Raw genomic sequence first — 22,632 nt, forward strand, 5'->3', positions numbered from 1 at the left:
GAGCGGGGCTGCTTGCTCTCCAGTGTGATGGACAACAAGTTTTTATGGAGGAGGGAATCCAGGATGAAAGGCATGTGGTGGACTGTTTTACTCGCAGTATGTCTCGCGATCGCTGGCTGCGGTAGTGAAGACACGGCAAGTAACGGTCCGTTGACCTTGACAGCCACAGAAGGCAGCTACCAAGGAAAGCTGGCGGTTTCATCGGCGATTGTCGGGCCAAATACGTTTACGTGGTCGCTCACCGACGCCAACAATCAGCCTGTAACCAATGGGAAGGCTGTGCTCCACTTTTCGATGGAAGGGATGGACCACGGAAAAAGCGAGCTGGCGTTGCAAAAGGAGCAAAACGGCACGTGGACAGCAGATGGCCCCCATCTCATGATGGAAGGGGACTGGAAGCTTCAGGTCGTATGGACGGATGACCAGGGAGAGAGCCATCCGTTTGACTATACCTTAGAAGCAAAAATCAAGTAAGGTGGGAATGGTTGTGCAAGAGAAGGGCTTTATCCAAAGATATGGGATCTATCTGGCTGCGCTTGTTCTGGCAATAGCGGCGGCCGGGGTCATGTACTACAATCACCAGTACAATCAAAAGCTTCCGGTGCTCAAGCCGATGGAGGACTTTACACTGGAACAGCTGGACGGCAAACCGTTTCATTTGTCGCAAACCGACGGAAAAGTGCGCCTAGTCTCCTTTATTTTCACGAATTGTCCGGATGTCTGTCCGGCGACGACCGCTTATATGGTACAGATGCAGGAGCAATTAAAGCAAAAGGGATTGTACGCCTCACAGGTCGATTTTCTGAGCATTTCCTTTGATCCGGAGCGAGATACACCCGAGGTGCTGCAAGAATACGCCGACCGCTTCCGTGTCGATCAGAGCGGCTGGCACATCTTGCGAGGAGAACAGACGGCCGTGGAGAAAGTGACGAAATCCTTTGGCATCGGAGTCTTGAAGCAACCGGACGGAAGCTACGTGCATACGATGGTTACCTTCCTTTTGGACAAGCAGCATAATCTGCGGAAGATGTATGGCATGGGTGCCGATATGAACACCGAGGAAATCATGAAGGATATGGAACTGCTGGCTGACGAATAGGATTCATTGTACGTTCTTCCTGCTGAAAGCGGACAGACAGCACCTTTTCTGTGCGAGTTTCAAAGGTAATCCGCACAATAACCTCATATCGCTGCTTCCCTTCTTTCAGCCATAGCCGGAACGTTTCCTGTGCGGCAGAGGGGGAAAGCTCTTTACGGCCGACATGTTTGTAATCGACAATGTCGGCCTTTGGGTATTTTTTCTTGGTCTCCTTCATCGCCATTTGTCCCCACTTGGCATAAGCGGGCTCAGCGTGTGTGGTCATGGCAGGAGTTACGAACAAGGGAACACACGCGCAAAGGCTGATTGAGAGCACAGTCGACAACAGATGGCTAGTTTTTTTCATCAGACTTCCTCCCGGCAAAGTAGATGTTTGGCCCAGCCATGCTTGCGCTGGATAGGCCGCAGACACAGTATGCCCGAAAGAAATAACACCATGTGAAATGTGGTATACTTAATTTCCATGCAAGGATTGGTAAATACTAAGGGAATGGATGGAAGTACTTGTGTTACAATAAGTGAAGAGTGCGTGTGAACGGCCATCAATGGCATTGACGATATAGGAGGTATTAGCTTGAGTGAGGTTAGAATTTTCGCCATGGGCGGATTGGGAGAAATTGGGAAAAACATGTACTGCGTCGAGGTGGAGGACGAGATCGTCATTATCGACTGTGGTGTAAAGTTCCCTGAGGACGAGATGTTTGGGATCGATCTGGTGATCCCGGATATCACGTATTTGAAAGAGAATGAACATAAAATCAAGGCAATGCTCTTGACGCACGGTCATGAGGATCATATCGGAGCGATCCCCTATATCTTCAAGCAGATCAATCCTCCCATCTATGGAGGCCGGCTGACGCTGGGACTGGTCAAAGCGAAGCTGGAAGAGCATCGGATGCAAAACGATGTGCAATTAATCCCGATCAATGAAGACACAGTCATTCCTTTCAAACATATGGAGGCGTCTTTCTTCCGCACCAACCACAGTATTCCGGATTCGTACGGAATCGCGATTGAAACGCCGGAAGGTACCGTCGTACATACAGGTGACTTTAAATTTGACATGACTCCAGTGGGAGCGACTACCGAGTACGCCAAAATGGCACGCTTGGGCAACGGCGATGTCTTGGCGCTGTTGTCAGACAGCACGAATGCGGAAAGACCAGGTTTTACGATGTCGGAGCGGGCGGTTGGCGAAGGTATCATGGAAGTGGTTGCCCAAGCAAGAGGCCGGATTATCCTCGCGACCTTTGCATCCAATGTCCACCGTCTGCAGCAGGTGGTAGAAGCGGCCATGGCATATGATCGGAAAGTAGCCGTGATCGGCCGCAGCATGGAAAAAGCGTTTTTGATCGGACAAGAGCTAGGGTATATTCAAGTGCCAGAGGGCATGCTGATTGATATCAAAACGATTGATAACTACGCGGACAATCAGATTCTCATCATCTGCACGGGAAGCCAGGGGGAACCGATGGCAGCGCTGACTCGGATTGCTGCCGGATCTCACCGCAATGTGCAGATCTACCCGGATGACACCGTTATCATGTCTGCCTCTCCGATCCCGGGCAATACGGTAAATGTATACCGCACCATCGACAAGCTCTTCCGCGCAGGGGCGAATGTCATTTACGGCACTTACTTTGATATCCACGCATCCGGGCACGGCAGCAGTGAAGAACTGAAGCTGATGCTCAACTTTATCCGTCCGCGTTACTTTATCCCGATCCATGGAGAGCATCGGATGCAGCGTACCCACGCGAAGCTGGCAAAGCAAGTGGGGATCGATGACAAGAATATTTTCATCATGGACAACGGGGACGTGCTGAGCTGCACCCGCGAAAGCGCGCATCTGGAAAAAGTGCATGCGGGAATCGTGCTGATCGATGGAAGCGGAATTGGCGATGTCGGCAATATCGTGCTGCGCGACCGTAAGCATCTAGCGGAAGATGGCCTCATGGTCGTAGTGGTCAGCCTGGATATGAAAAATTTCAAGATATTGACCGGTCCGGACATTGTGAGCCGAGGGTTTGTTTACGTAAGGGGATCTGAATCCCTGATCCAGGAAGCGACGGATCTGGTGAAACAGAAGCTGACGCAGGCTCTAGATCGAAAAACGAGAGAGTGGAGCGAACTGAAAGCACAGATCAACGAGGTGCTGAAACCGTACATTTACGAGAAAACAGGGCGCAATCCAATGATCCTGACTATTTTGATGGAAGTATAATCATGTGAAAGTGTCCCGAGGCATTCTCCTCGGCCAATAGAAGGGATATAATAGCGGTAATGGCATGTTGCAAAGTTACGATAAAGGAGAGGTTTCCCCATGATGTCCTATGAAGCATATATGAGTCAGGTCATTCAACCAATGCGCGATGAGCTTACTCGAATTGGCTTTCAAGAATTGAAAACGCCTGAAGATGTAGATCAGGCCTTTACCAATATGAAAGGTACCGCGCTGGTTGTGGTCAACTCCGTGTGCGGCTGTGCAGCAGGTTTGGCTCGTCCGGCAGTAGCGCATTCCCTCCAGCATGATGTGAAGCCGGATCATCTGTATACGGTGTTTGCCGGCCAAGAAAAAGAAGCGACAGCGAGAGCCCGTGAATATTTCGAAGGGTTTGCGCCATCCTCGCCATCTTTTGCACTGATGAAAGATGGAAAGCTGCTGGGCATGGTTGAGCGTCATCAAATCGAGAACAATGACCTGGCAACCATTTCCGGACTGTTGACTTCTATGTACGATCAACATTGCAAATAAGAATAAAGGTTTGATGAAGGCGCCTGCGAGGGCGTCTTTCTCTTAGGGGAGAGGGGTTATGCTTCGTGCTGCGGTGGAGGAGAGCATGTTTCGAAACTCCGCTTCATTCTCCACCCCGCTGTGGGTCCATGACTGTCCGCTCCGCAGCAAATCGCGGGGTGTGCAAAAGTGGGGACGCTTCGTTGCTGCGGTGGAGGAGAGCATGTTCCGAAACTCCGCTTCATTCTCCACCCCGCTGTGGGTGAGACTGTCCGCTCCGCAGCAAATCGCGGGGGTGTGCAAAAAGTGGTAAACGCTTCGAAGCTTAGCCAAGTTTGCCCCCCTTTGCCCGCGATTTACTGCTGCGCTGGGTCGGGTTCCGCAGGCGCTCCGTTTCGAAACATGCTCTCCTGCGTAGCAAAAGCTTTTGTAGAGGAATAAAGTTGAATGCAGCCCTTCGGAGCATCCAAATGATTATGTTTACTTTCAAAAGGGCTTCAATTCCTTTGCCTTTATTCCGTCTGAGATTTTTTTCAACAACAGCCACGTGAGGAAGGGAAGAACGGGACGGGCGGAGTCTTTGTCACACCTACCGAGGTGGAGCTTGCAAAAATGGTACACGCTTGTCGCGCAACCTCGACGGTTGAATACGCTTCCTCGAAACTTTTGCGCGACGTACCGTTTTTGCAAGCGGAACCGGACGGTAAACACTCCCTTGCGGGTGTGGCAAGAACGCAGCTCCGCCCGTTATTCCCTTCCCCCACCACTATGTTTGCACTACAACACAAACTACAGGAGGAGCACACCATGCAAACAAGAGCGTTCGGACGTGATCCGCATCAAGTCTCGTTGCTCGGTTTCGGCGCTCAACGAATTGTCGATGAGCACGATTGTACCGAGGAGGAAGCAATCGCCATCATCCGGCGAGCTGTCGAGCAGGGTGTCAATTATTTTGATACCGCTCCCAGCTACAGCGCAGGTCAATCCGAGACAAGGGTTGGCCTTGGCCTTGAAGGCTTGCGTGATCGCGTATGGCTGGCCACGAAAACAGGCGGGCGGACACGTGATCTGGCTCTGCGAGACTTGGAAGGCAGCTTGAAAAGGCTGAAAACCGATTACGTCAATGAATGGCGCATACATAATGTCATGCAGCCCCACGATCTGGAAGCGATTTTCGCCAAGGGCGGGGTATTGGAAGCGATGTTAGAGGCAAGGGAGCAAGGTCTCGTCAAAAAAATCAGCATCAGCGGACATACGGATCCACGGTTGTTGGCCGAGGCGATCCGCCGCTTCCCCTTTGACAGCGCACTGGTTGCCTTGTCAGCGCTCGATCATTTTATTTACAGCTTCGCCCATGAGTTTGTGCCATTGGCTGTCGAAAAAGGAGTAGCGGTCATTGGCATGAAGGTCATGGCGCTCGGAAAGCTTGCTCCCTGGACGGAGCAGGCGCTTCGTTATACGTGGAGCCTGCCTGTTTCCACCGCGATCCTGGGTGTCAGCAAAATGGACGAGCTGGAAGCAGACCTGCAGGCAGCACGACATTTTCAGCCGATGGACGATATTGAGCGTGTTGCCTTTTTCCAAGAGATCATGCCGCTGGTAAAAGCCGATGTTCTTCGCTGGAAAGCCGGTGAGTGGATGTCCGGGGAGTGGTATCGGTTGCCGCAGCTTTCTTTTGACGCCTAAAAAGGAAAAATGCTGACACAAACAAAATGAGGGCAGGACAGAACACAAGAAAGATGTTCTGCCCTGCTTTTACTCATATGTGAACCCACCTGACGAATTATCTAAAAATTCTAATTGTAAACCTTTACATTTCTATTGTAGAATATCACTAGGAAAAAACAGGCAGATACAGCTTATATCATCCAACATTTATGTAAACCTTTACATGCAGAGAGAAGTTGATGATCACGATGGCAACCATACATGACGTAGCAAGGCTGGCAAAGGTATCCATTGCCACAGTCTCCAGGGTCATGTCAGGGGCAGACCCGGTTAATCCGAAAACGCAGCAACGAGTCATGGAAGCGATGGAGCAGCTCAATTATACGCCAAATGGATTGGCCCGCAATCTGCGCAGTCTAAAAACCAATGTTATCATCGCGCTTGTCCCCGATATTAAAAATCCATTCTTCTCGGAGGTGATCCGCGGCATTGAGGACGGGGCGAGAGAGGCAGGGTTTCATGTGCTGGTCGGAAGCACGGACGGTGACCGGGAGAAGGCCAAGGCGTACATGGCACTGCTTGAGGAGAGCCGGGCAGACGGCCTCATTTTGACGACGGCCCAGATGGACCAGGCATTCATTGAAGATTTTGCTGCCCGCCGGCCCATGGTCCTCGCATGCGAATACATCGCAGGAAGCGAGATTCCGTGCGTCTCGATTGACAACGAAAGTGCGGCAAGGAAGATCACCAAGCATTTGCTGGCCCTGGGCCATACGCGGATCGCCCATATCATGGGGCCGAGCAATGTCGTTTTAAGCCAGGCGCGCCTGAATGGATACAAGCAAGCACTCAGGGAACACGGTATGCCTGAGGATGAGCTGCTCGTGCAGGAAGGTGATTTTTCGATCGAATCGGGATATGCCGTTGCGAAAAAGCTGCTGTCCATCGAACGGCTTCCGACAGCCATTTTTGCGGCTAGCGATGTGATGGCGATCGGCGCACTGCGGGCCATCCATGATCACGGCCTGCGGGTTCCCGATGATATCGCGGTGGCGGGCTTTGATGACATCAATATGGCTTCGTATGTTTCCCCAGCGTTGACGACGATCCATCAGCCGCGATATGAGATCGGTCAGCGATCGGTACAGATGCTGGTCAAATTGATGAAGGCGGAAGAGCTGGGGCAGGCGCAAGTGGTGCTGGAGGACACGATGATCATTCGGGAATCCAGTGGGAAAGGACATGAAGAGAAAGGGTGAAGGAATTTTGGCAGAGGTACGAAAAGGTCATAAACCGTTGCGTGTAGGGATGATCGGTTACAAATTCATGGGCAAGGCGCACACCCATGCGTATCGAGATGTTCCGTTTTACTTCGATTCCCCGCTGCAACCGGAGCTGACAGCCATCTGTGGCCGGGATGAAGCGGGCGTGAAGGAAGCGGCGGAGAAATTCGGATTTGCATCCTATGAAACCGACTGGCGGACTCTGATCGAGCGGGACGATATCGATTTGATTGATGTGGGGACGCCCAATAACTCGCATGCGCAAATCGTCCTGGAAGCTGTAAAAGCGGGCAAGCACATTATCTGCGAAAAGCCGCTGGCGATGACATTGGCTGAAGCTGCTGCGATGTGGAAGGCTGCCAAGGAAACAAACATCGTACATATGGTTTCCCACAACTACCGGTTTGCCCCAGCCATCCAGCTGGCAAAAAAGCTGATCGAGGAAGGCAGACTGGGCAAGCTCTATCATATCCGCGCGGCCTATCTGCAGGATTGGATCATGGATCCGGATTTTCCCCTGGTCTGGCGTCTGCGCAAGGAAGTGACAGGCTCGGGAGCGCTGGGTGATATCGCTTCCCATATCATCGACCTGGCTCGCTTTCTGGCAGGAGAAATAGCGGAAGTGACCGGCATGATGGAGACTTTTATCAAGGAACGGCCGCTTGGCGAGATGGCAGGAGGTCTGCACGCCTCCAAGGAAGCGGGAACGGGAAAGGTTGACGTGGATGATGCGGCGGCTTTTCTTGCCCGCTTTGAAAATGGCGCACTGGGTGTGTTTGAAGCGACTCGCTTCGCTGCGGGAAACCGCAATCGCAACTGCATCGAAATCAATGGCTCCAAGGGTTCGCTTCGCTGGGATCTGGAAAATATGAATCTGCTTCAGGTCTATTTCACGGACGACGAGCCCGGTGTCCAAGGCTTTCGTACGATCAATGTCACAGAGAGCATCCATCCGTATACAGGCAACTATTGGCCAGCTGGTCACATCGTCGGCTATGAACATACCTTCATCAGCATGCTGTATGAGCTGATGAAAGGGATTGCCACAGGTACGGGCGTGACCCCTTCGTTTGAGGATGGTCTGCGCAACCAGGCGGTGATGGAAGCGGTGGAAAGATCGGCTGCCCAAAAAAGCTGGGTAAACGTAAACAAACTGCTCCAGGAGGCCCTGCAAGAAGCGTAATCTTGAAAACGATTACAACTAGGCGAAGACAACATTCTTACCATCATTCATTCTTTTATGAAACATACAAGGGGGATGTCGATCATGAAGAAGTGGAATGTCATTTCGAAGTTGGCTTTGACGGGAATTCTTGCAGCAGCGTTGGCCGGCTGTGGGGGAGGTAAGGAAGCAGCACCAGCTAGTGGGCAGCCAAGCGCAGGCGGGAGCAGCCAGAGCGCGGAAAAGGTCATCGGTCTCAGCTTTCCGTTCGCCGATCACGGCTGGATGGGCGCGGTCATCGACTATGCGAAAAAACAAGGGGAAGAGTCTGGCGTCAAGGTGGAAATGACCACGGCGGATAACCCGAATAAACAGATGAATGACGTAGAGGACCTGGTCACGAAAAAGGTCAATGCGATCGTCATGCTGCCTATGGAGACCGACGCGTTAACCCCTGCGGTAGGAAAGATCAAGGAAGCCAATATCCCGCTGGTCGTCTTTGACCGGGAAGTGGCAAACGGCGATTACACCGCTTTGATCAAAGGAGACAACGAAGGCATCGGGAAGAACGCAGCCGAGTATCTCGGGGAAAAGCTGCAAGGAAAAGGCAATGTCGTCATCATCTCCTCTGACCCAAGCTCGGTCAATACCCAGCGTGTCGGCAGCTTTACCGATGTCATGAAAGCAAAATATCCGGATATCAAGATCTTGGCTGACCAAAACGGAAAGTTTCAAAAGCAAAAAGGCTATGAAGTGATGCAAAACCTGCTGCAGGCGAATCCACAAATCGATGCGGTGTACACCATCGACGATGAAATGGCACTGGGTGCGCTGCAAGCGATTCGGGAAGCGAAACGAACCGACATCAAGTTTCTGACGGGCGCGGGCGGAGCGAAGGATTTCTACAAGGAGATCAAAGAGGCGACAGATATCACGCTCGCTACGTTTACGTACACCCCCTTGATGGTGAAGGAAGCGGTAAAAACCGCTGTGGATATCGTGAATGGCAAACAGCCTGCGCAAAAAGACACCGTCCTGCCAGCGGAAAAAGTCACGAAGGAAAACGTGGACCAATTCTATGTAGCGGATGCCCCTTACTAAACCACCCATTCGGGCAAGCGTCATGCTTGCCCCTTTTTCTAGCTGAATCGGTCAGGTAACCATCGGGGGGGTGACGGTGTGAATCGCATTCGATTGGAAATGAAGGGCATTCATAAAGCATTCAGCGGTGTTCATGCCCTCAAAGGAGTGGACTTCACGCTCCAAGAAGGGGAAATTCATGCGCTTCTGGGGGAAAACGGTGCAGGAAAAAGCACGCTGATGAACATTCTCGGCGGCGTATTCCAAGCGGATGCCGGCGATATTTTGCTGGGCGGTGCCAAGGTGCAGATCATGAGCCCGCAGGATTCCAAAAGTCTCGGCATCAGCTTCATTCACCAAGAGCTGAATCTGATTCCCGATTTGACGGTCTATGAAAATCTGTTTCTGGGCTCGGAGATCATCACCCGGTATCGTACGGTCGATACCAAGCGGATGATCGAAGAGGCGGAGCGGATCATCGACATGGTCGGTGTCCAGCTTGATCCGAAAGCGCTGGTGGGCGACTTGGACAGCTCCTTGAAGCAGGTCATCGAGATTGGCAAGGCGTTGCTGCAGGAGTCCAACGTGATCATCATGGATGAACCGACGACATCGCTTACGGATAAGGAAATTGACAGCATTTTTCAAGTGATTCGGACCCTGCGGGACAAGGGGGTATCGATCATTTTCATTTCCCATAAGCTGAAGGAGGTCATCCAATTTTGCGATCGGTATACCGTGCTGCGGGATGGAGAGCTTTCATCGACAGGCTGCATCCGGGATACCGATGAGGAGCGGCTTGCCCAGGCCATGGTCGGGAAAGACCTGTCCCACCAGCAGGTGTATCGGCGTCGGACGCTTGGACAGGTCGTGCTAGAGGTAAAAGGGCTGTCGAGCGGGCATGTATGCAGGGAAGTGGCGTTTGCGCTGCGAAAGGGAGAGGTGCTGGGGATCACGGGCCTATCCGGAGCGGGTCATTCGGAAATGGTGGAGTGTCTGATCGGCTATCGGAAAAAAGAGGCGGGAATGATTCGCGTCCACGGGAAAGAGGCATATATTCGCCATCCGAAGCAAGCGCTGGCTAGCGGGGTGGGACTGGTTCCGAAGAATCGCAAGGAGAACGCCATCATCAAAGATTTAAGCATCCTGGAGAATTTCAGTTTGCCATCACTAGGCAAATTTCTGCGAGCGGGGATGATTCGGAATCAGCTCGAACGACAGCGCTATCTGGCCCATAAAAGCCAGATCAACATCAAGGCGAATGATCCGTCGCTGCCAATTACGAGTCTGAGCGGAGGCAACCAGCAAAAGGTCATTCTGGCCAAGTGGCTGGAGGCAGATGCCGATATCATCGTGTTGGACAATCCGACCCAAGGAGTCGATGTCGGGGCGAAGAATGAAATCTATCAACTGATCATGAAGCTTGCCGGAGAGGGAAAATCATTTATCGTGCTGTCATCGGAGATCCCGGAGATTCTCAAGCTGTGCGATCGGGTCATTGTCATGTACCAAGGGGAAATGACCGCTTGCTTGGAGCGGGAGGAAGCAACGGAAGGGAGGATCATGATGTATGCAACCGGTGCAAAGTCATGACATCGGCACGAGAAAGCCGGCGATGCAGCTGCAAAGATTATGGGAGAAATACAGCGTCGGCATCGCTTTTGTCATTCTGATCGTGATCGCCGCGGTGATCAACGAAAACTTTTTTACCTCGGGAAATCTGATCAATATTTTGCGGCAGGTGTCGATCATCGGGATCATCGCCTTGGGGCAGACCATCGTGATCCTGCTCGGAGGGTTTGATCTGTCTGTAGGCGCCTCGCTCGCGCTTTCCGGGGCGATGGGCATCACGGTCATGAACCAGACGGGGAGCATTACGCTCGGAGTATTGACCACCATCCTCTGTGCAATGGCCATTGGTGCGATCAATGGCAGCATGGTCACCAAAGGGAAAATCGCTCCGTTCATTGCCACGCTGGGCATGATGGCAAGCGCCAGATCCATCGGACTCTATTACTCGGATGGCGGGAGTCAAACGGGGAAGGTAGAAGGCTTCGCAGAGCTAGCTAACGGGGAAATCCTCGGTATCTCCTATCCGGTGTATCTCTTCTTTCTCATTACCGTCCTGATCTATCTGCTCATGAAGAAAACGCGCTTTGGCCGGTATGTGTATGCGATTGGCAGCAATGAAAAGGCGTCGCTGTTATCGGCGATTCCGGTGAACCGCATCAAAATGCTGGCGTACACGCTGTGCGGCATGCTCGTCGGGGCGGCGGCGGTCATCGAATCATCCCGCCTCAATTCCATCTCCTCCTCCAGTTCGGGGATCAGCTACGAACTGGATGCGATCGCCGCAGTGGTGATCGGCGGCACTCGCTTGTCCGGCGGAAAGGGAAGTATTTGGGGTACCTTGTTTGGCGTGTTGATTCTCGGTGTGCTCAACAATATGATCAACCTGATGAACGTATCCCCTTATTTGCAGGGACTCGTGAAGGGCTGCATCATCATCATTGCCGTACTCTTGCAAAAAAAGGAGTAGGTAGGAACCTTAGCCTTTTCATCAGGCTAAGGTTTTTCTGTAAAGAGGCTGAGGTAGGGAGAGCCTGTTTCGCAACTTCGCTTCATTCTACGCCCGGCAGTACGGGAGCCCCGCTCGCTTTTCTCCCCCCCATCACTACGGTTGCTCAGCGAATATTCCCCGAGGGGGGTTCTTCCCTATTTCCCAACATTTGCAATTTAGACAAAAATGTTGTAAGAAGGAAAAAGAGATTAATTACGGCAAGCTCTGGATGAGGGGTAAAAGCATGGATAAGCATGGGCATATGGATCATCTACCCGAAGCGTTTATGGTGTTGGGAGAGCGGTTTCAAATCATGTATGCAAATGAGGCAGCCGCTCATATGATGTCATGCAAAAAGGAAGACCTAGTGGGAACATGTTTGTGGGATCGGTATCCGGAAGCTTTTCGCTCAATCTACGGGGAGCAGTATCAAAAAGTGATCGACGGCCAGGAGTCAGTCCGTTTTCAGGTGTACAATCAGCGGTTTGAACACTGGTACGATGTACTAGCCTATCCTTGCGGGGAGGGGATCGCAGTCTTGTTTCACGATATTACGGAGTTGAAACGGGACGTGGCCAAATACAAAAAGGCGGAAATGCTGCTGAGAGAAAGCGAAGAGCTGTACCGATTCATCTCGGAAAACTCGCAGGATATCATCTCCTACAGCACCCCGGATGGTATCATTCGTTACGTCTCGCCGGCGATTCGCACCGTGCTTGGGTATGAGCCGGAGGACGTCATTGGAGAAAATAATTTGGATTACTACCATGAGGACGACCTGAAAATGCTGGCTGAAATGGACTTTCAAGAGAAGCAGGTGTTTGCTTGCCGATTTCGCCACAAAGATGGTCATTACGTCTGGATGGAAAATTCGGTGAAGCAGATTCGCAATGAGCAGGGGGAAGTCGAAAAAATTTTGGAAACCTGCCGGGACATCTCAGAACGCCGTGCGTCCGAGGAGTATCTGCGCCGGACAGAAAAACTCACGATGGCAGGACAGCTCGCGGCGGGGATCGCCCACGAGATCCGCAACCCGCTCACGGCCATCAAAGGGTTTCTCGACATGATGCTGCAAGGACAAAAGCTCAAGGATGAATATTTGGGCATCATGAAATCGGAGATCAACCGGATTGAAGCGATTTTAAACGAGCTGTTGATGCTGGCCAAACCGCAGGATATGAAGGTGCAGGACAAAAATCTCCAGGACATTTTGCTGCAGGTCGTGCTGCTTCTGGAGACCGAAGCCCATATGAAAAACGTCACCATCACCACCAGGCTAGAGGAACCTTCCTTGATCATTAAATGCGATGAAAATCAGATCAAGCAGGTTTTCATCAATTTTATCAAAAATGCAATCGAAGCGATGCCGGCAGGAGGAGAAATCGTGGTCTCAACCCAGTCGTTTGAAGGGTATGCCATGATACAGGTGTCGGATCAGGGACATGGGATCGCGCTCGAGATGATGGAAAAGGTCGGTCAGCCTTTCTACACGACCAAAGAGAGAGGAACGGGGCTCGGGCTAGCAGTCAGCTTTACGATTATCGAGAATCATCAAGGAAAGGTCACCGTGACCAGCGAAGTGGACAAGGGGACGACGTTTTTGGTGAAATTGCCGTTAGTGGAAACTGCCATACAATAAACGGGCGTGCTGAAACATTTTCCATCCTTTTTTCTTGTGGACATGTGCTATATTGGCTTTGTGAAGAAGTATTTCACTTTATGAAATAAACCTTCTGGAGCACAACCATGTACAAAACAACAAGAAAGAAGGATGAGTGGATGAAGTACCCTTATTCCAAGAAAAAATGGATGAGCCTGATGCTGACTGCGGCTGTGATGCTATCATTCCAACCGGCGGGAACTCAGGCAAGCAGTGATACAAATACGACAACTTCTCAGGAGCAGCCAGCGGGCGAAGCGATCCATATCACCGTCAATGGGAAGGAGATTCAGCTTCCGGGTGCCGAGGTGTACATCGAAGCAGGCAGCCAACGGACGATGGTGCCTGTTCGCTTTGTGAGTGAATCGCTGGCAGCATCGGTTGATTGGGCAGCCGAGAAAAATCAGGTAACCATTACCCAAGCCGGAAAAACGATCGTCATCACCATCGGCGAGGCTAAGGCAAAAGTGGGAGAGCAAGAATTGACGCTTGATGCGCCGGCTTCTCTGCGCAATGGACGTACGTATGTGCCATTGCGGTTCATCAGCGAGGCATTGGGAGCGACTGTCGACTGGAAACAAGATGAACGCTTGATTTCCATTCAGACAGCAAGCGCAGCGACGACTCCGGATACTACGAAAGCAGAAACTGCGCCTTCGACCGTAAAACCTGCGGATGTCCTGGTTTCCCCGGACGTAGCCAATCCGCCAAACCAGACGGAAGTATTTGAGCCAACCGGATCAACCTTGGCCATGGCGGATGCCGTGAAATTGGCCATGCAATCCAATGCGGATTTGAACACATTGCGCTTGGATGCCAAAAATGCGGATATTAATGCGCGTCTGGTCAGCTCATCGGTAAGGGATATTCCTTCCGAGATGATTGATTCACTGCAGATGGCGCAGCAAAAATATGTGAACAATGCAAAAGCTGCGATGGCCAAAAAGGTCAATGAGCAGTTCCTGAAGGCAACGGAAAGCAAGATCAAGCTGGCAGTCGAAAAAGCGTACTATGACCTGTTGAACGCAAAGGATGATCTCGCGTTGAAACAGCAGGCATTGAAGCGTGCAGAGGCCCAGTTGAAGATTGCCAAAGTCTCCTACGAAGTAGGTACACGCGCAAAAACGGATGTATTGCAGGCAGAAGCGGGTGTATCGGCAGCAAAAGCAGCGCTGGCAGTCTCTGAAAGCAATGTCAGCATTGCCAATATGAAGCTGAATGATGTGATGGGCACATCCCTTACGAAAACGTGGGAGGTTGTCCCAGAGGCGCTTTCCGCAGAAAGCCGCAGCATGAGCGTAGACAGTGCGATTGCGCTTGCCGTCAAACAGCGTCCGGAAGTCATGCAAAAGCAAGAAGAGCTGAAAGTAGCGGAGATTAACGTGGAGCTGATCGCCAAATATTCTGCGCTCTCCACCTATCCGGGGAAAATCAGCCGCAACGATGTGGAAAAAGCCAAGCTGGCGATCGGTGAAGCGGAAAGAGCTGTTTCGGTAGAAGCCGCTCAGGCATATTACAACATGGAAGCAGCGCGCAAGGCTTTGGAATCCTATGAAAAGGCGAAAGCCGCTGCCGAGGAAAACTATCGTCTCAGCATGCTGCGCTATGAAAACGGAATGGCGACAACCTTGGAAGTCTTGCAGGCAGACGAGGAGCTGTCCAACCGTGCAAATCAGCACCGGTCTGCAGTGTATCAATACAATCTCGCCATCATCAGCTTTGATAATGCAATAGGCAAATAAGCAAAAACCTGAAAAACAGCCTTTCTCCTCCTAGGTGAAATGAGCTGTTTTTTTCTTTGTGAAGGATTATTAAACATTCTTACAGAATATAATTATGGTTTTTATTATGCTATATTTCCAATTGTTTACTTCCGCTGAAAAAAGGAAAGGAGAGGAAAATAATTGGATGTGAAAGACGCGAAAAATGACTATGTGAATAATGAATTCCATTTAAGCCAATTGGCCTCGGTAGGTCAAATCGCTGCGGGAATTGCCCATGAAGTGAAAAATCCGTTGACGGCTGTAAAAGGATTTTTACAATTGCTAAAAGAAAACCATGTGGATGAGTATGTCGATATTGCGCAGGCTGAATTAAACAATGCCATCTCGACCTTGGAAAATTTGCTGCATGTGTCCAAACCGGATCTGGAGGATGAACCCTTCCAGTCGGTTTCGATGTCTGCTGAATTAGAGCTAATGTCTCATCTCTTTCAAGACCAGATGTATCGTGTCCAGATTATTAAAAATTTTACCGATACGGATGCGAAGGTATTTGGAAAGAGGAACCAGTTGAAAAAAGCGCTGTTCAATCTGTTTAAAAATGCGTTTGAAGCCATCCCGGACAAGGGAACGATCAAAGTTGAGCATTATGTGCAGGATCAGTATATCGTGATCTCGATTGAGGATACTGGGGTCGGCATTCCCCAAGAAAAAGTAAAGATGCTGGGGACTCCTTTTTTTACGACAAAAATACAAGGCACTGGTATGGGCTTGACACAAGTGTTTTCGGTGATCTATCAACATGCGGGCAATATTCATGTCCAGAGTGAAGAGAATGTGGGAACCAAATTTGTGATCATGCTGCCGAAAGAGGCGGAACTGGCTGGAACTGGGGTGAACGAGTTGGCGTTAAGCTATACGGAAGGGCAACAATTGAAGGAGTTTTTTTGGGAAAATAAAAACGATTTTGAGAAAGCGTTGCTGGCCCATGCCGTAAATGTTGAGGGAAAAATTGAAGAGATTCAGAACGTAGGTAATATCGATTTATTGGCGAATGCGCATCGACTCGTACTCTACATTGTGGAGGGGCGAGAGCATGAAATGATCTCCTTTGCCAGGGCCGAAGGGATTGCTTGGGCCAAATACTCGTTGACCATTGCCTTTAAGCTGGAATGGGTACAAGCGATTCGGCGTGTGCTCTGGGACTTTTTATATAATTTTGACCGGCTTTGCGGTCGCACCGAAGATAGCTTTGAACGATTTTACGTGCAGGAAAAGAAGATTAACCAGCTTGTCGATCAATTTCTCACTTACTTTTTTATCAGCTACACGGAGTATAAAGATCTAGTACTGCAAAAACAAAGAGAATTGGTCGAGGATCTGTCTGTTCCGATCATTCCGCTTACGGGAACGACGTGTATCGTTCCGCTGATCGGGAATATCGATGCCTATCGGGCAAATACCATCGAAGATAAAGTAATCACCCATGTGGGGACATTGAGAATCGAGAACCTGATTTTCGACTTGTCCAGTGTCGCAGAGATTGAAAACGAGGCAATCTTGCATTTTATGAGGATCCTTGACGGATTGAACATGATGGGCTGCAAACCAGTGCTGACCGGCTTGCGACCTGAAGTCGTGAAACAAGTCATACGCCTCAACCTTCCCTTCGATAAAAAAGCCGATGCGAAAGGTAGCTTGCAGCAAGCGCTGGCAGAGTTTTTGGGAAGATGAACATCATGGTCACGCCATAAGTGGCCTCGGATACATAATTGTAAACAAAGGTGGGCTGCATGTTGCGGATTATCTGCAACATGCAGCCCTTTTTTGGCCTGTGCAATCGATTGATCGGATTGTACGTCGTTTTCCTTGCTCATCTCTTCCTCCTTCATCGCCTTTCATAAGTTAGGCTTGGCCGCATAGATATGAAGATGAGACGAGCACTGGAGGCGATGGAAAACCATGCAAGCGAACAAACCTTGGTATCAGGTCCCGGTAGAGGAGGCAACTGATCTGCTGGGAAGTGACAAAGAAACCGGATTAGACCGGACTCAGGCAGAGGAGAGGCGAAAGCGCTACGGCCCCAATGTGCTGCAGGAGTCGAAGCGGGTCTCCCTGATTAGCGTTTTTTTGGGGCAATTCAAAGATTTTATGGTTGCGATACTGGTAATTGCGACTGTGATCTCCTTTTTTCTGGGTGAGTATCTGGATGCGATCACGATTGTCGCGATTATTTTCATTAATGGTGTGCTCGGCTTTATTCAGGAGGCAAGGGCAGAACGCTCCTTGCAAGCATTAAAGGAAATGGCCGCACCGATGGCGAGGGTCATGCGGGAGGGGAAGATTGATTTGATTCCAGCCTCCTCGCTGGTGCCGGGCGATGTGGTCCTGCTCGAAGCAGGCGACCGCGTGCCGGCGGATTTGCGGCTGGTGCAGGCTTCCCGATTGGAGATTGAGGAATCCGCGCTGACGGGTGAATCCGTGCCTGTGGGCAAGCAGACAGATGTTGTCCGAAATGGTCGCGATGGCGAGCAGATTCCGCTCGGCGACCGCAAAAATCTGGCTTTCATGGGTACGCTGGTCACAGGCGGTACGGGCAAAGGGATTGTTACTTCCATCGGCATGGACACCGAGCTAGGCCGCATCGCCCATCTGATCAATGAGGCAGAAACTTTGGAAACGCCGCTGCAGCGACGTTTGGAGCAGATGGGGAAAATGCTTGTTGTGGTTGCCATCCTGCTGACGATTGTCGTCGTGCTGGCAGGAGTCTGGCATGGGCATGAGCTGTTCACGATGTTCCTCGCGGGTGTCAGCCTGGCGGTGGCGGCGATTCCGGAAGGGCTGCCCGCAATCGTGACGATTGCCTTGGCGCTCGGGGTGCAGCGCATGATCCGCAGAAATGCCATAGTCCGCAAGCTTCCTTCCGTTGAGACACTAGGCTGCGCATCCGTGATCTGCTCCGATAAGACAGGGACGCTGACGCAAAACAAAATGACGGTCACACATGTCTGGCAGAGCAACAAGAGCTACGAAGTGACTGGCAGCGGCTATCATCCGGCAGGGGAGATCAAGCTGGGGGGAAAATCGATCTCCCTTGCCCGTGAAGAAGGGCTGCTGCAGTTGTTCAGGGTGGCGGAACGCTGCAATAATGCCCAGCTTCTCACTGAGCAGGAGGAGGAAAAATACGGACTCTTCTCGGGAAAACGGGAGCCTTCCTGGCGGGTGATCGGGGATCCAACCGAAGGAGCGCTGCTAGTCCTGGCAGCAAAAGCGGTCGGAAAACAAGGCGCAGGGAAGCGGCTGCTGCCTGCAGGGCAACGGGTAGATGAATTGCCGTTCGATTCGGATCGGAAAATGATGTCGGTCATTGAAGAGACTCCTAATGGAAAACGCACCTTGCTGAGCAAGGGCGCAGCCGAGGCAATCCTGGCACGCAGCACGCACATCGTCTGGGACGGGGAAGTGGTGCCGCTGACCCAACGATTGCGTCAGACCATTGCTGAGGTAACCGAGCAGATGGCTGGGAAAGCGCTGCGTGTCCTGGCTTTTGCTTACCGCCCGCTGGAGACATCACAGCGAGTGACGCAATCGATGGGGATGGAGTCAGGGTTGATTTTTCTCGGCTTGGCAGGGATGATTGATCCGCCCCGCCAGGAGGTCAAACAAGCAATCGGGCTTTGCAGACAGGCAGGGATCAAGACCGTCATGATCACGGGCGACCACAAGATTACAGCAGAAGCGATTGCCCGCGAGATCGGGATCCTGCGTCCGGGCTCGGAGGTGCTGGAAGGCGCGGAGCTCAATCGGATGAGCGATGAGCAGCTTGCCCAGGAGGCCGATCATATTGCCGTCTATGCGCGTGTCTCCCCTGAGCACAAACTGCGGATCGTACGGGCCTTGCAAAGCCGCGGCCATGTGGTTGCGATGACAGGCGACGGGGTCAACGACGCGCCTGCCATCAAGACGTCCGATATCGGGATCTCCATGGGCATTACCGGCACCGATGTCACGAAAGAAGCATCCGATCTCGTATTGCGTGATGACAACTTTGCGACGATCGTTTCCGCGATTGAGGAAGGCCGCAACATCTATGACAATATCCGCAAGTTCATCCGGTATCTGCTGGCCTCGAACGTTGGGGAAATTTTGGTGATGTTTTTCGCCATGATGATCGGTCTCCCTTTGCCGCTCGTACCGATCCAGATTCTCTGGGTCAATCTGGTCACGGACGGACTTCCGGCGATGGCTCTCGGAGTTGACCCAGCCGAGGACGATACCATGTATCAGCGGCCGCGCAGAAGAAACGAAAACATTTTTGCTCGCGGACTTGGCTGGAAGATTATCAGCAGAGGCTTTTTAATCGGGTTGATGACGTTGGGTGCTTTTTGGCTGACTTTGCGTGAGAATCCAGACAATCTGGTCCATGCCCAGACCGTTGCTTTTGTTACGCTGGTGATGGCCCAGCTGATCCATGTATTCGACTGCCGCAGCGAACACTCCGTCTTTCATCGCAATCCGTTTGAAAACATGTATCTGGTCTGGGCCGTCATCTCCTCCTTGCTCCTGGTGCTGGTCGTGATCTACTGGCCGCCGATGCAGCCGATTTTCAAAACGACCGCGCTTTCTTTCCGCGACTGGGCGCTGGTTTTCGTGGCAGGAGGGATTCCGACCTTTGTAGCAGGAATCGGGGGAGCGCTTCGCCGGAAACCGAACGAGGCATGAAGCCGGAAAAAGTTGCTGTCCCATCTTTTGTCGATTTTCAGGTATACTGAGAAAATGGACAAAAAAACGGGCAAACCGTTTACATCAAAGTGTGATGGGATAGAGGTGCGTACTGCTTGAAATTGCGGACAAAAAGCATTTTGTTTTGCTTGCTCTTGCTGTTGGTCGGCGGCGCAGGCTATTACGGCCATGCTTTTTATTCTTTCCTTACAGGTGTTCAAGAGCCGAATATCATAGCGCCGGGCAAAACCGATGAAGAACCAAAGAAACCCGAGAGCGAGATTCCGGTCTGGGGCGGAACGGAGCGGGTAAATATCCTGCTGATGGGAGTCGACCGCAGGGAGCTGCGGCCGGATGAGCATCCGCGTTCCGATTCCATGATTGTGGTGAGCATAGATCCGGAAACGAAAACATACGATCTGTTCTCCATTTTGCGTGACACCTATGTGAAGATCCCCGGCTACGGCTCTTCCCGCATTAACAGCGCGTTGGCAGAGGGAGGACCGGAGCTGGCGATGTCAACCGTCAGCGATTTTACAGGGGTCCCTGTCGATCGCTATGTTATTACCGATTTTGAAGGCTTTAAAAGTTTGATTGATGCAGTAGGCGGCGTGGAAATCGATGTCGAGAAAAATATGCGCTATCGCGACCCGACAGACAAAGGTCAGTATGATATCGATCTGAAAAAGGGACTGCAGCGTCTGGATGGAGATAAGGCGCTCCAATACGTGCGTTTTCGTCACGATGCCACGTCTGATTACACCCGGACGGAGAGACAGCGCAAACTGCTGGCGGCCTTGGCTGTCCAGATGCAGAAGGGCACCAATCTGATCCAGCTTCCAGCCATTTTGGACAGCGTCCGCCCATACATCCAAACGAATATGAGCAGCGCCGATATGGTAAAACTGGCAGGCTTGTCGCTTAGCCTGAAGTCCGACCAGGCTGGGCAGTTCCAACTCCCGCCCATGGGGGCCTTCCGGGAAGAGAATCGAGGCGGCTCCGTACTTGTGCCGGATGAGGATGCGGTGAAGCAATTCGTCCAGGAGCAGATGGAACGTGGACAGCTGGCAACTGAGCAAACACAAACAGAGCAATAAACTTGATGGAAAACAGTGCGATTTGGTTGCACTGTTTTTTTATTTGGAATTAATCAGATCGATATGTTCAACAGCTACGTGAGGAAGGGAAGAACGGGACGGGCGGAGTCTTTGCCATACCTACAGAGGTGGAGCTGCCAAAGACGGTACAAGCTTGTCGTGCAACCTCATCGGATGAATACGCTTCTTTGAAACTTTTGCACGACGTACCGTTTTTGGAAGCGGAACCGGACAGTTTACACTCCCAAGCGGGTGTGGCAAGAACGCAGCCCGCCCGTTCTTCCCTTTCCCCACCACGATGTTTGCACAAACTCCAAACTTCCCGGAAGGATACTGGAAAAATTGCTCATACTAAAGCTGAATCTTTCCACACGCAGGGAAGAGGTGAAAAAGCTTGGATAAAGAGGTATGGAAGAATTGGTTTTCCCACACCGGGGACATGCAGGTCATAAATGTGGATGAAACGGAAGGGCGGATCAAGCTTTACTATTTATCCAGCATGGCGGACCAAAAAGTGATTCATGAAAGACTGCTGCCCCGCATGAAGCGGTTGGACTTGAAAACGGCGAGTATCAGCCAGCTCGAGCAGGAATTGGCGATTCCGGCAAACCAGAGGGTAACCAAGCCGGAAACCGTCATTGAGAGACTTCTCCAAGGCAACATCTATATCCATGTTGATCAGGAAAGCTATGGCTTGTCCATTCCGACTGAGGGGAAAACACATCGGAATGTGACAGCACCCGAGATCGAAGCGATTGTCATTGGGGCGCAAATCGCTTTTGTGGAAGAGCTTGATACAAACCTGTCCATCATTCGCAAATATTTGCCAACCAGTAATCTGTATTGCGAAAAATATGTAGTGGGAGTATCGATTCCAACGGAAGTGGCTGTCCTCTACATGAATGGAATTGCGGAGCAGGAAAATATCAATACGATGCGGCAACGGATCGAGTCCTTGCAGGTAGACAGCATTGTAGACGCCAGCGTATTGGCTCAATATTTGAGCGATAACGGTTTAACGGTATTCCCGCTCATGCAGCAGACCGAACGTCCGGATCGCGTTGTCTCCGGGCTCATGCAGGGACAGCTGGCCGTGATTGTGAACGGAAGCCCCTTTGCGATATTGGGGCCAACCAGCTTGATTCAATTTCTTCATTCTCCCGACGATTTTTACTTTCGCTGGGGGATTGGTACCTTCGTTCGGCTGCTGCGATTCGTTGCGATCATTCTTTCTCTTTTGCTTACGCCTGCCTATGTCGCTTCTCTTACCTTTCACTATGAGCTGATTCCAGCCGATTTGCTCATCTCTTTGGCACAGTCGCGTTCCCGCGTGCCATTTCCGCCGTTGATAGAAGCGCTGCTGCTGGAAGGCGTGATTGAACTGCTGAGAGAAGCAGGGGCACGATTGCCTACCAAGGTAGGTCAGACAATCGGTATCGTGGGTGGTATCGTCATTGGGCAAGCGATTGTGCAGGCTGGTTTTACGAGCAACATTCTGATCATTATCGTTGCGCTGGGGGCGTTATCTTCATTCATTGCTCCAAGCTATATGTTGGGGGCGACTGTGCGTGTAATCCGTTTTCCCATGATTCTTTTGTCGGGCATGTGGGGTGGTATTGGCATTGCTGTCGGGTTCAGTTTTCTGATCACACATCTTCTGCGGCAGAAGAGCCTGGGGAGACCGTACCTCAGTCCATTTTTTCCATTGCGCATTTCGGACTTGAAAGACAGTGCCGTACGATTGCCGATCAAGTACTTCTCCCGGTTGCCGGTTTTTTACTCGCGTGACCCAAAGCGCCGCTTTTCACCAAATGAAGCGGATAAAATTGACGACATCGATGATTAG

The 22,632-nt window shown here is 51.4% G+C and carries 18 protein-coding genes; 17 read left to right on the top strand and 1 reads right to left on the bottom strand.

What is annotated here, in order from left to right; genetic code table 11:
- Positions 1–63: 63 nt before the first annotated feature.
- Positions 64–474: a FixH family protein gene (locus tag EIZ37_RS15015; protein WP_167568901.1), complete on the top strand. Its 411-nt coding sequence runs from the start codon at positions 64–66 to the stop codon at positions 472–474.
- A 7-nt stretch (positions 475–481) separates the two neighbouring features.
- Positions 482–1,099: an SCO family protein gene (locus tag EIZ37_RS15020; protein ID WP_134685531.1), complete on the top strand. Its 618-nt coding sequence runs from the start codon at positions 482–484 to the stop codon at positions 1,097–1,099.
- On the opposite strand, the gene EIZ37_RS15025 is transcribed toward EIZ37_RS15020, so the two are convergent.
- On the bottom strand, positions 1,065–1,445 hold the full coding sequence (locus tag EIZ37_RS15025; RefSeq protein WP_134685533.1) for a YqzG/YhdC family protein: 381 nt from the start codon (positions 1,443–1,445) through the stop codon (positions 1,065–1,067). The two genes, EIZ37_RS15020 and EIZ37_RS15025, sit on opposite strands and share 35 nt — an antisense overlap.
- 228 nt (positions 1,446–1,673) lie before the next feature.
- Here EIZ37_RS15025 and rnjA point away from each other — a divergent pair, with 228 nt between their 5' ends.
- The 15 genes from rnjA (at position 1,674) to EIZ37_RS15100 (ending at position 22,632) form a co-directional block, all read left to right on the top strand.
- Positions 1,674–3,323: a ribonuclease J1 gene (gene rnjA, locus EIZ37_RS15030; RefSeq protein ID WP_134685535.1), complete on the top strand. Its 1,650-nt coding sequence runs from the start codon at positions 1,674–1,676 to the stop codon at positions 3,321–3,323.
- Positions 3,324–3,422: 99 nt separating this feature from the next.
- On the top strand, positions 3,423–3,854 hold the full coding sequence (locus EIZ37_RS15035) for a BrxA/BrxB family bacilliredoxin (RefSeq protein ID WP_134685537.1): 432 nt from the start codon (positions 3,423–3,425) through the stop codon (positions 3,852–3,854).
- Between the two features lie 58 nt (positions 3,855–3,912).
- Entirely contained in the window at positions 3,913–4,146 is a 234-nt protein-coding gene (locus tag EIZ37_RS15040; protein WP_134685539.1) for a hypothetical protein, read from the top strand.
- 494 nt (positions 4,147–4,640) lie between these two features.
- A complete protein-coding gene (locus EIZ37_RS15045) occupies positions 4,641–5,519 on the top strand; it encodes an aldo/keto reductase (RefSeq protein WP_134685540.1) in 879 nt (292 codons plus the stop codon).
- Positions 5,520–5,749: 230 nt separating this feature from the next.
- The gene (locus tag EIZ37_RS15050; RefSeq protein ID WP_134685542.1) at positions 5,750–6,760 is read left to right on the top strand and encodes a LacI family DNA-binding transcriptional regulator; all 1,011 of its coding nucleotides are present in this window, start codon (positions 5,750–5,752) and stop codon (positions 6,758–6,760) included.
- On the top strand, positions 6,744–7,967 hold the full coding sequence (locus tag EIZ37_RS15055) for a Gfo/Idh/MocA family protein (protein WP_235828043.1): 1,224 nt from the start codon (positions 6,744–6,746) through the stop codon (positions 7,965–7,967). Before EIZ37_RS15050 ends, EIZ37_RS15055 begins: the two co-directional genes overlap by 17 nt.
- 84 nt (positions 7,968–8,051) lie before the next feature.
- Complete coding sequence (locus tag EIZ37_RS15060) at positions 8,052–9,047, top strand: substrate-binding domain-containing protein (protein ID WP_167568903.1); 996 nt, start codon at positions 8,052–8,054, stop codon at positions 9,045–9,047.
- Between the two features lie 78 nt (positions 9,048–9,125).
- Positions 9,126–10,619 (top strand): sugar ABC transporter ATP-binding protein, encoded by a 1,494-nt coding sequence (locus EIZ37_RS15065; protein WP_235828044.1) that lies wholly within the window; start codon positions 9,126–9,128, stop codon positions 10,617–10,619.
- Positions 10,597–11,565: an ABC transporter permease gene (locus tag EIZ37_RS15070; protein WP_134685546.1), complete on the top strand. Its 969-nt coding sequence runs from the start codon at positions 10,597–10,599 to the stop codon at positions 11,563–11,565. Before EIZ37_RS15065 ends, EIZ37_RS15070 begins: the two co-directional genes overlap by 23 nt.
- Before the next feature lie 265 nt (positions 11,566–11,830).
- Positions 11,831–13,225 (top strand): PAS domain S-box protein, encoded by a 1,395-nt coding sequence (locus EIZ37_RS15075; protein WP_167568905.1) that lies wholly within the window; start codon positions 11,831–11,833, stop codon positions 13,223–13,225.
- A gap of 140 nt (positions 13,226–13,365) precedes the next feature.
- The gene (locus EIZ37_RS15080; protein ID WP_167568907.1) at positions 13,366–14,988 is read left to right on the top strand and encodes a stalk domain-containing protein; all 1,623 of its coding nucleotides are present in this window, start codon (positions 13,366–13,368) and stop codon (positions 14,986–14,988) included.
- A 168-nt stretch (positions 14,989–15,156) separates the two neighbouring features.
- Positions 15,157–16,701, top strand: a complete 1,545-nt coding sequence (locus EIZ37_RS15085; RefSeq protein WP_235828049.1) for an ATP-binding protein — start codon at positions 15,157–15,159, stop codon at positions 16,699–16,701.
- Positions 16,702–16,929: 228 nt separating this feature from the next.
- Entirely contained in the window at positions 16,930–19,689 is a 2,760-nt protein-coding gene (locus EIZ37_RS15090) for a calcium-translocating P-type ATPase, SERCA-type (protein ID WP_134685552.1), read from the top strand.
- Between the two features lie 116 nt (positions 19,690–19,805).
- Entirely contained in the window at positions 19,806–20,786 is a 981-nt protein-coding gene (locus EIZ37_RS15095; RefSeq protein ID WP_134685554.1) for an LCP family protein, read from the top strand.
- Positions 20,787–21,180: 394 nt separating this feature from the next.
- Positions 21,181–22,632 (top strand): spore germination protein, encoded by a 1,452-nt coding sequence (locus tag EIZ37_RS15100; RefSeq protein WP_134685556.1) that lies wholly within the window; start codon positions 21,181–21,183, stop codon positions 22,630–22,632.

It is taken from the genome of Brevibacillus migulae (assembly GCF_004521915.1).
In the GTDB taxonomy this organism is placed as follows: Bacteria; Bacillota; Bacilli; order Brevibacillales; family Brevibacillaceae; genus Brevibacillus_F; species Brevibacillus_F migulae.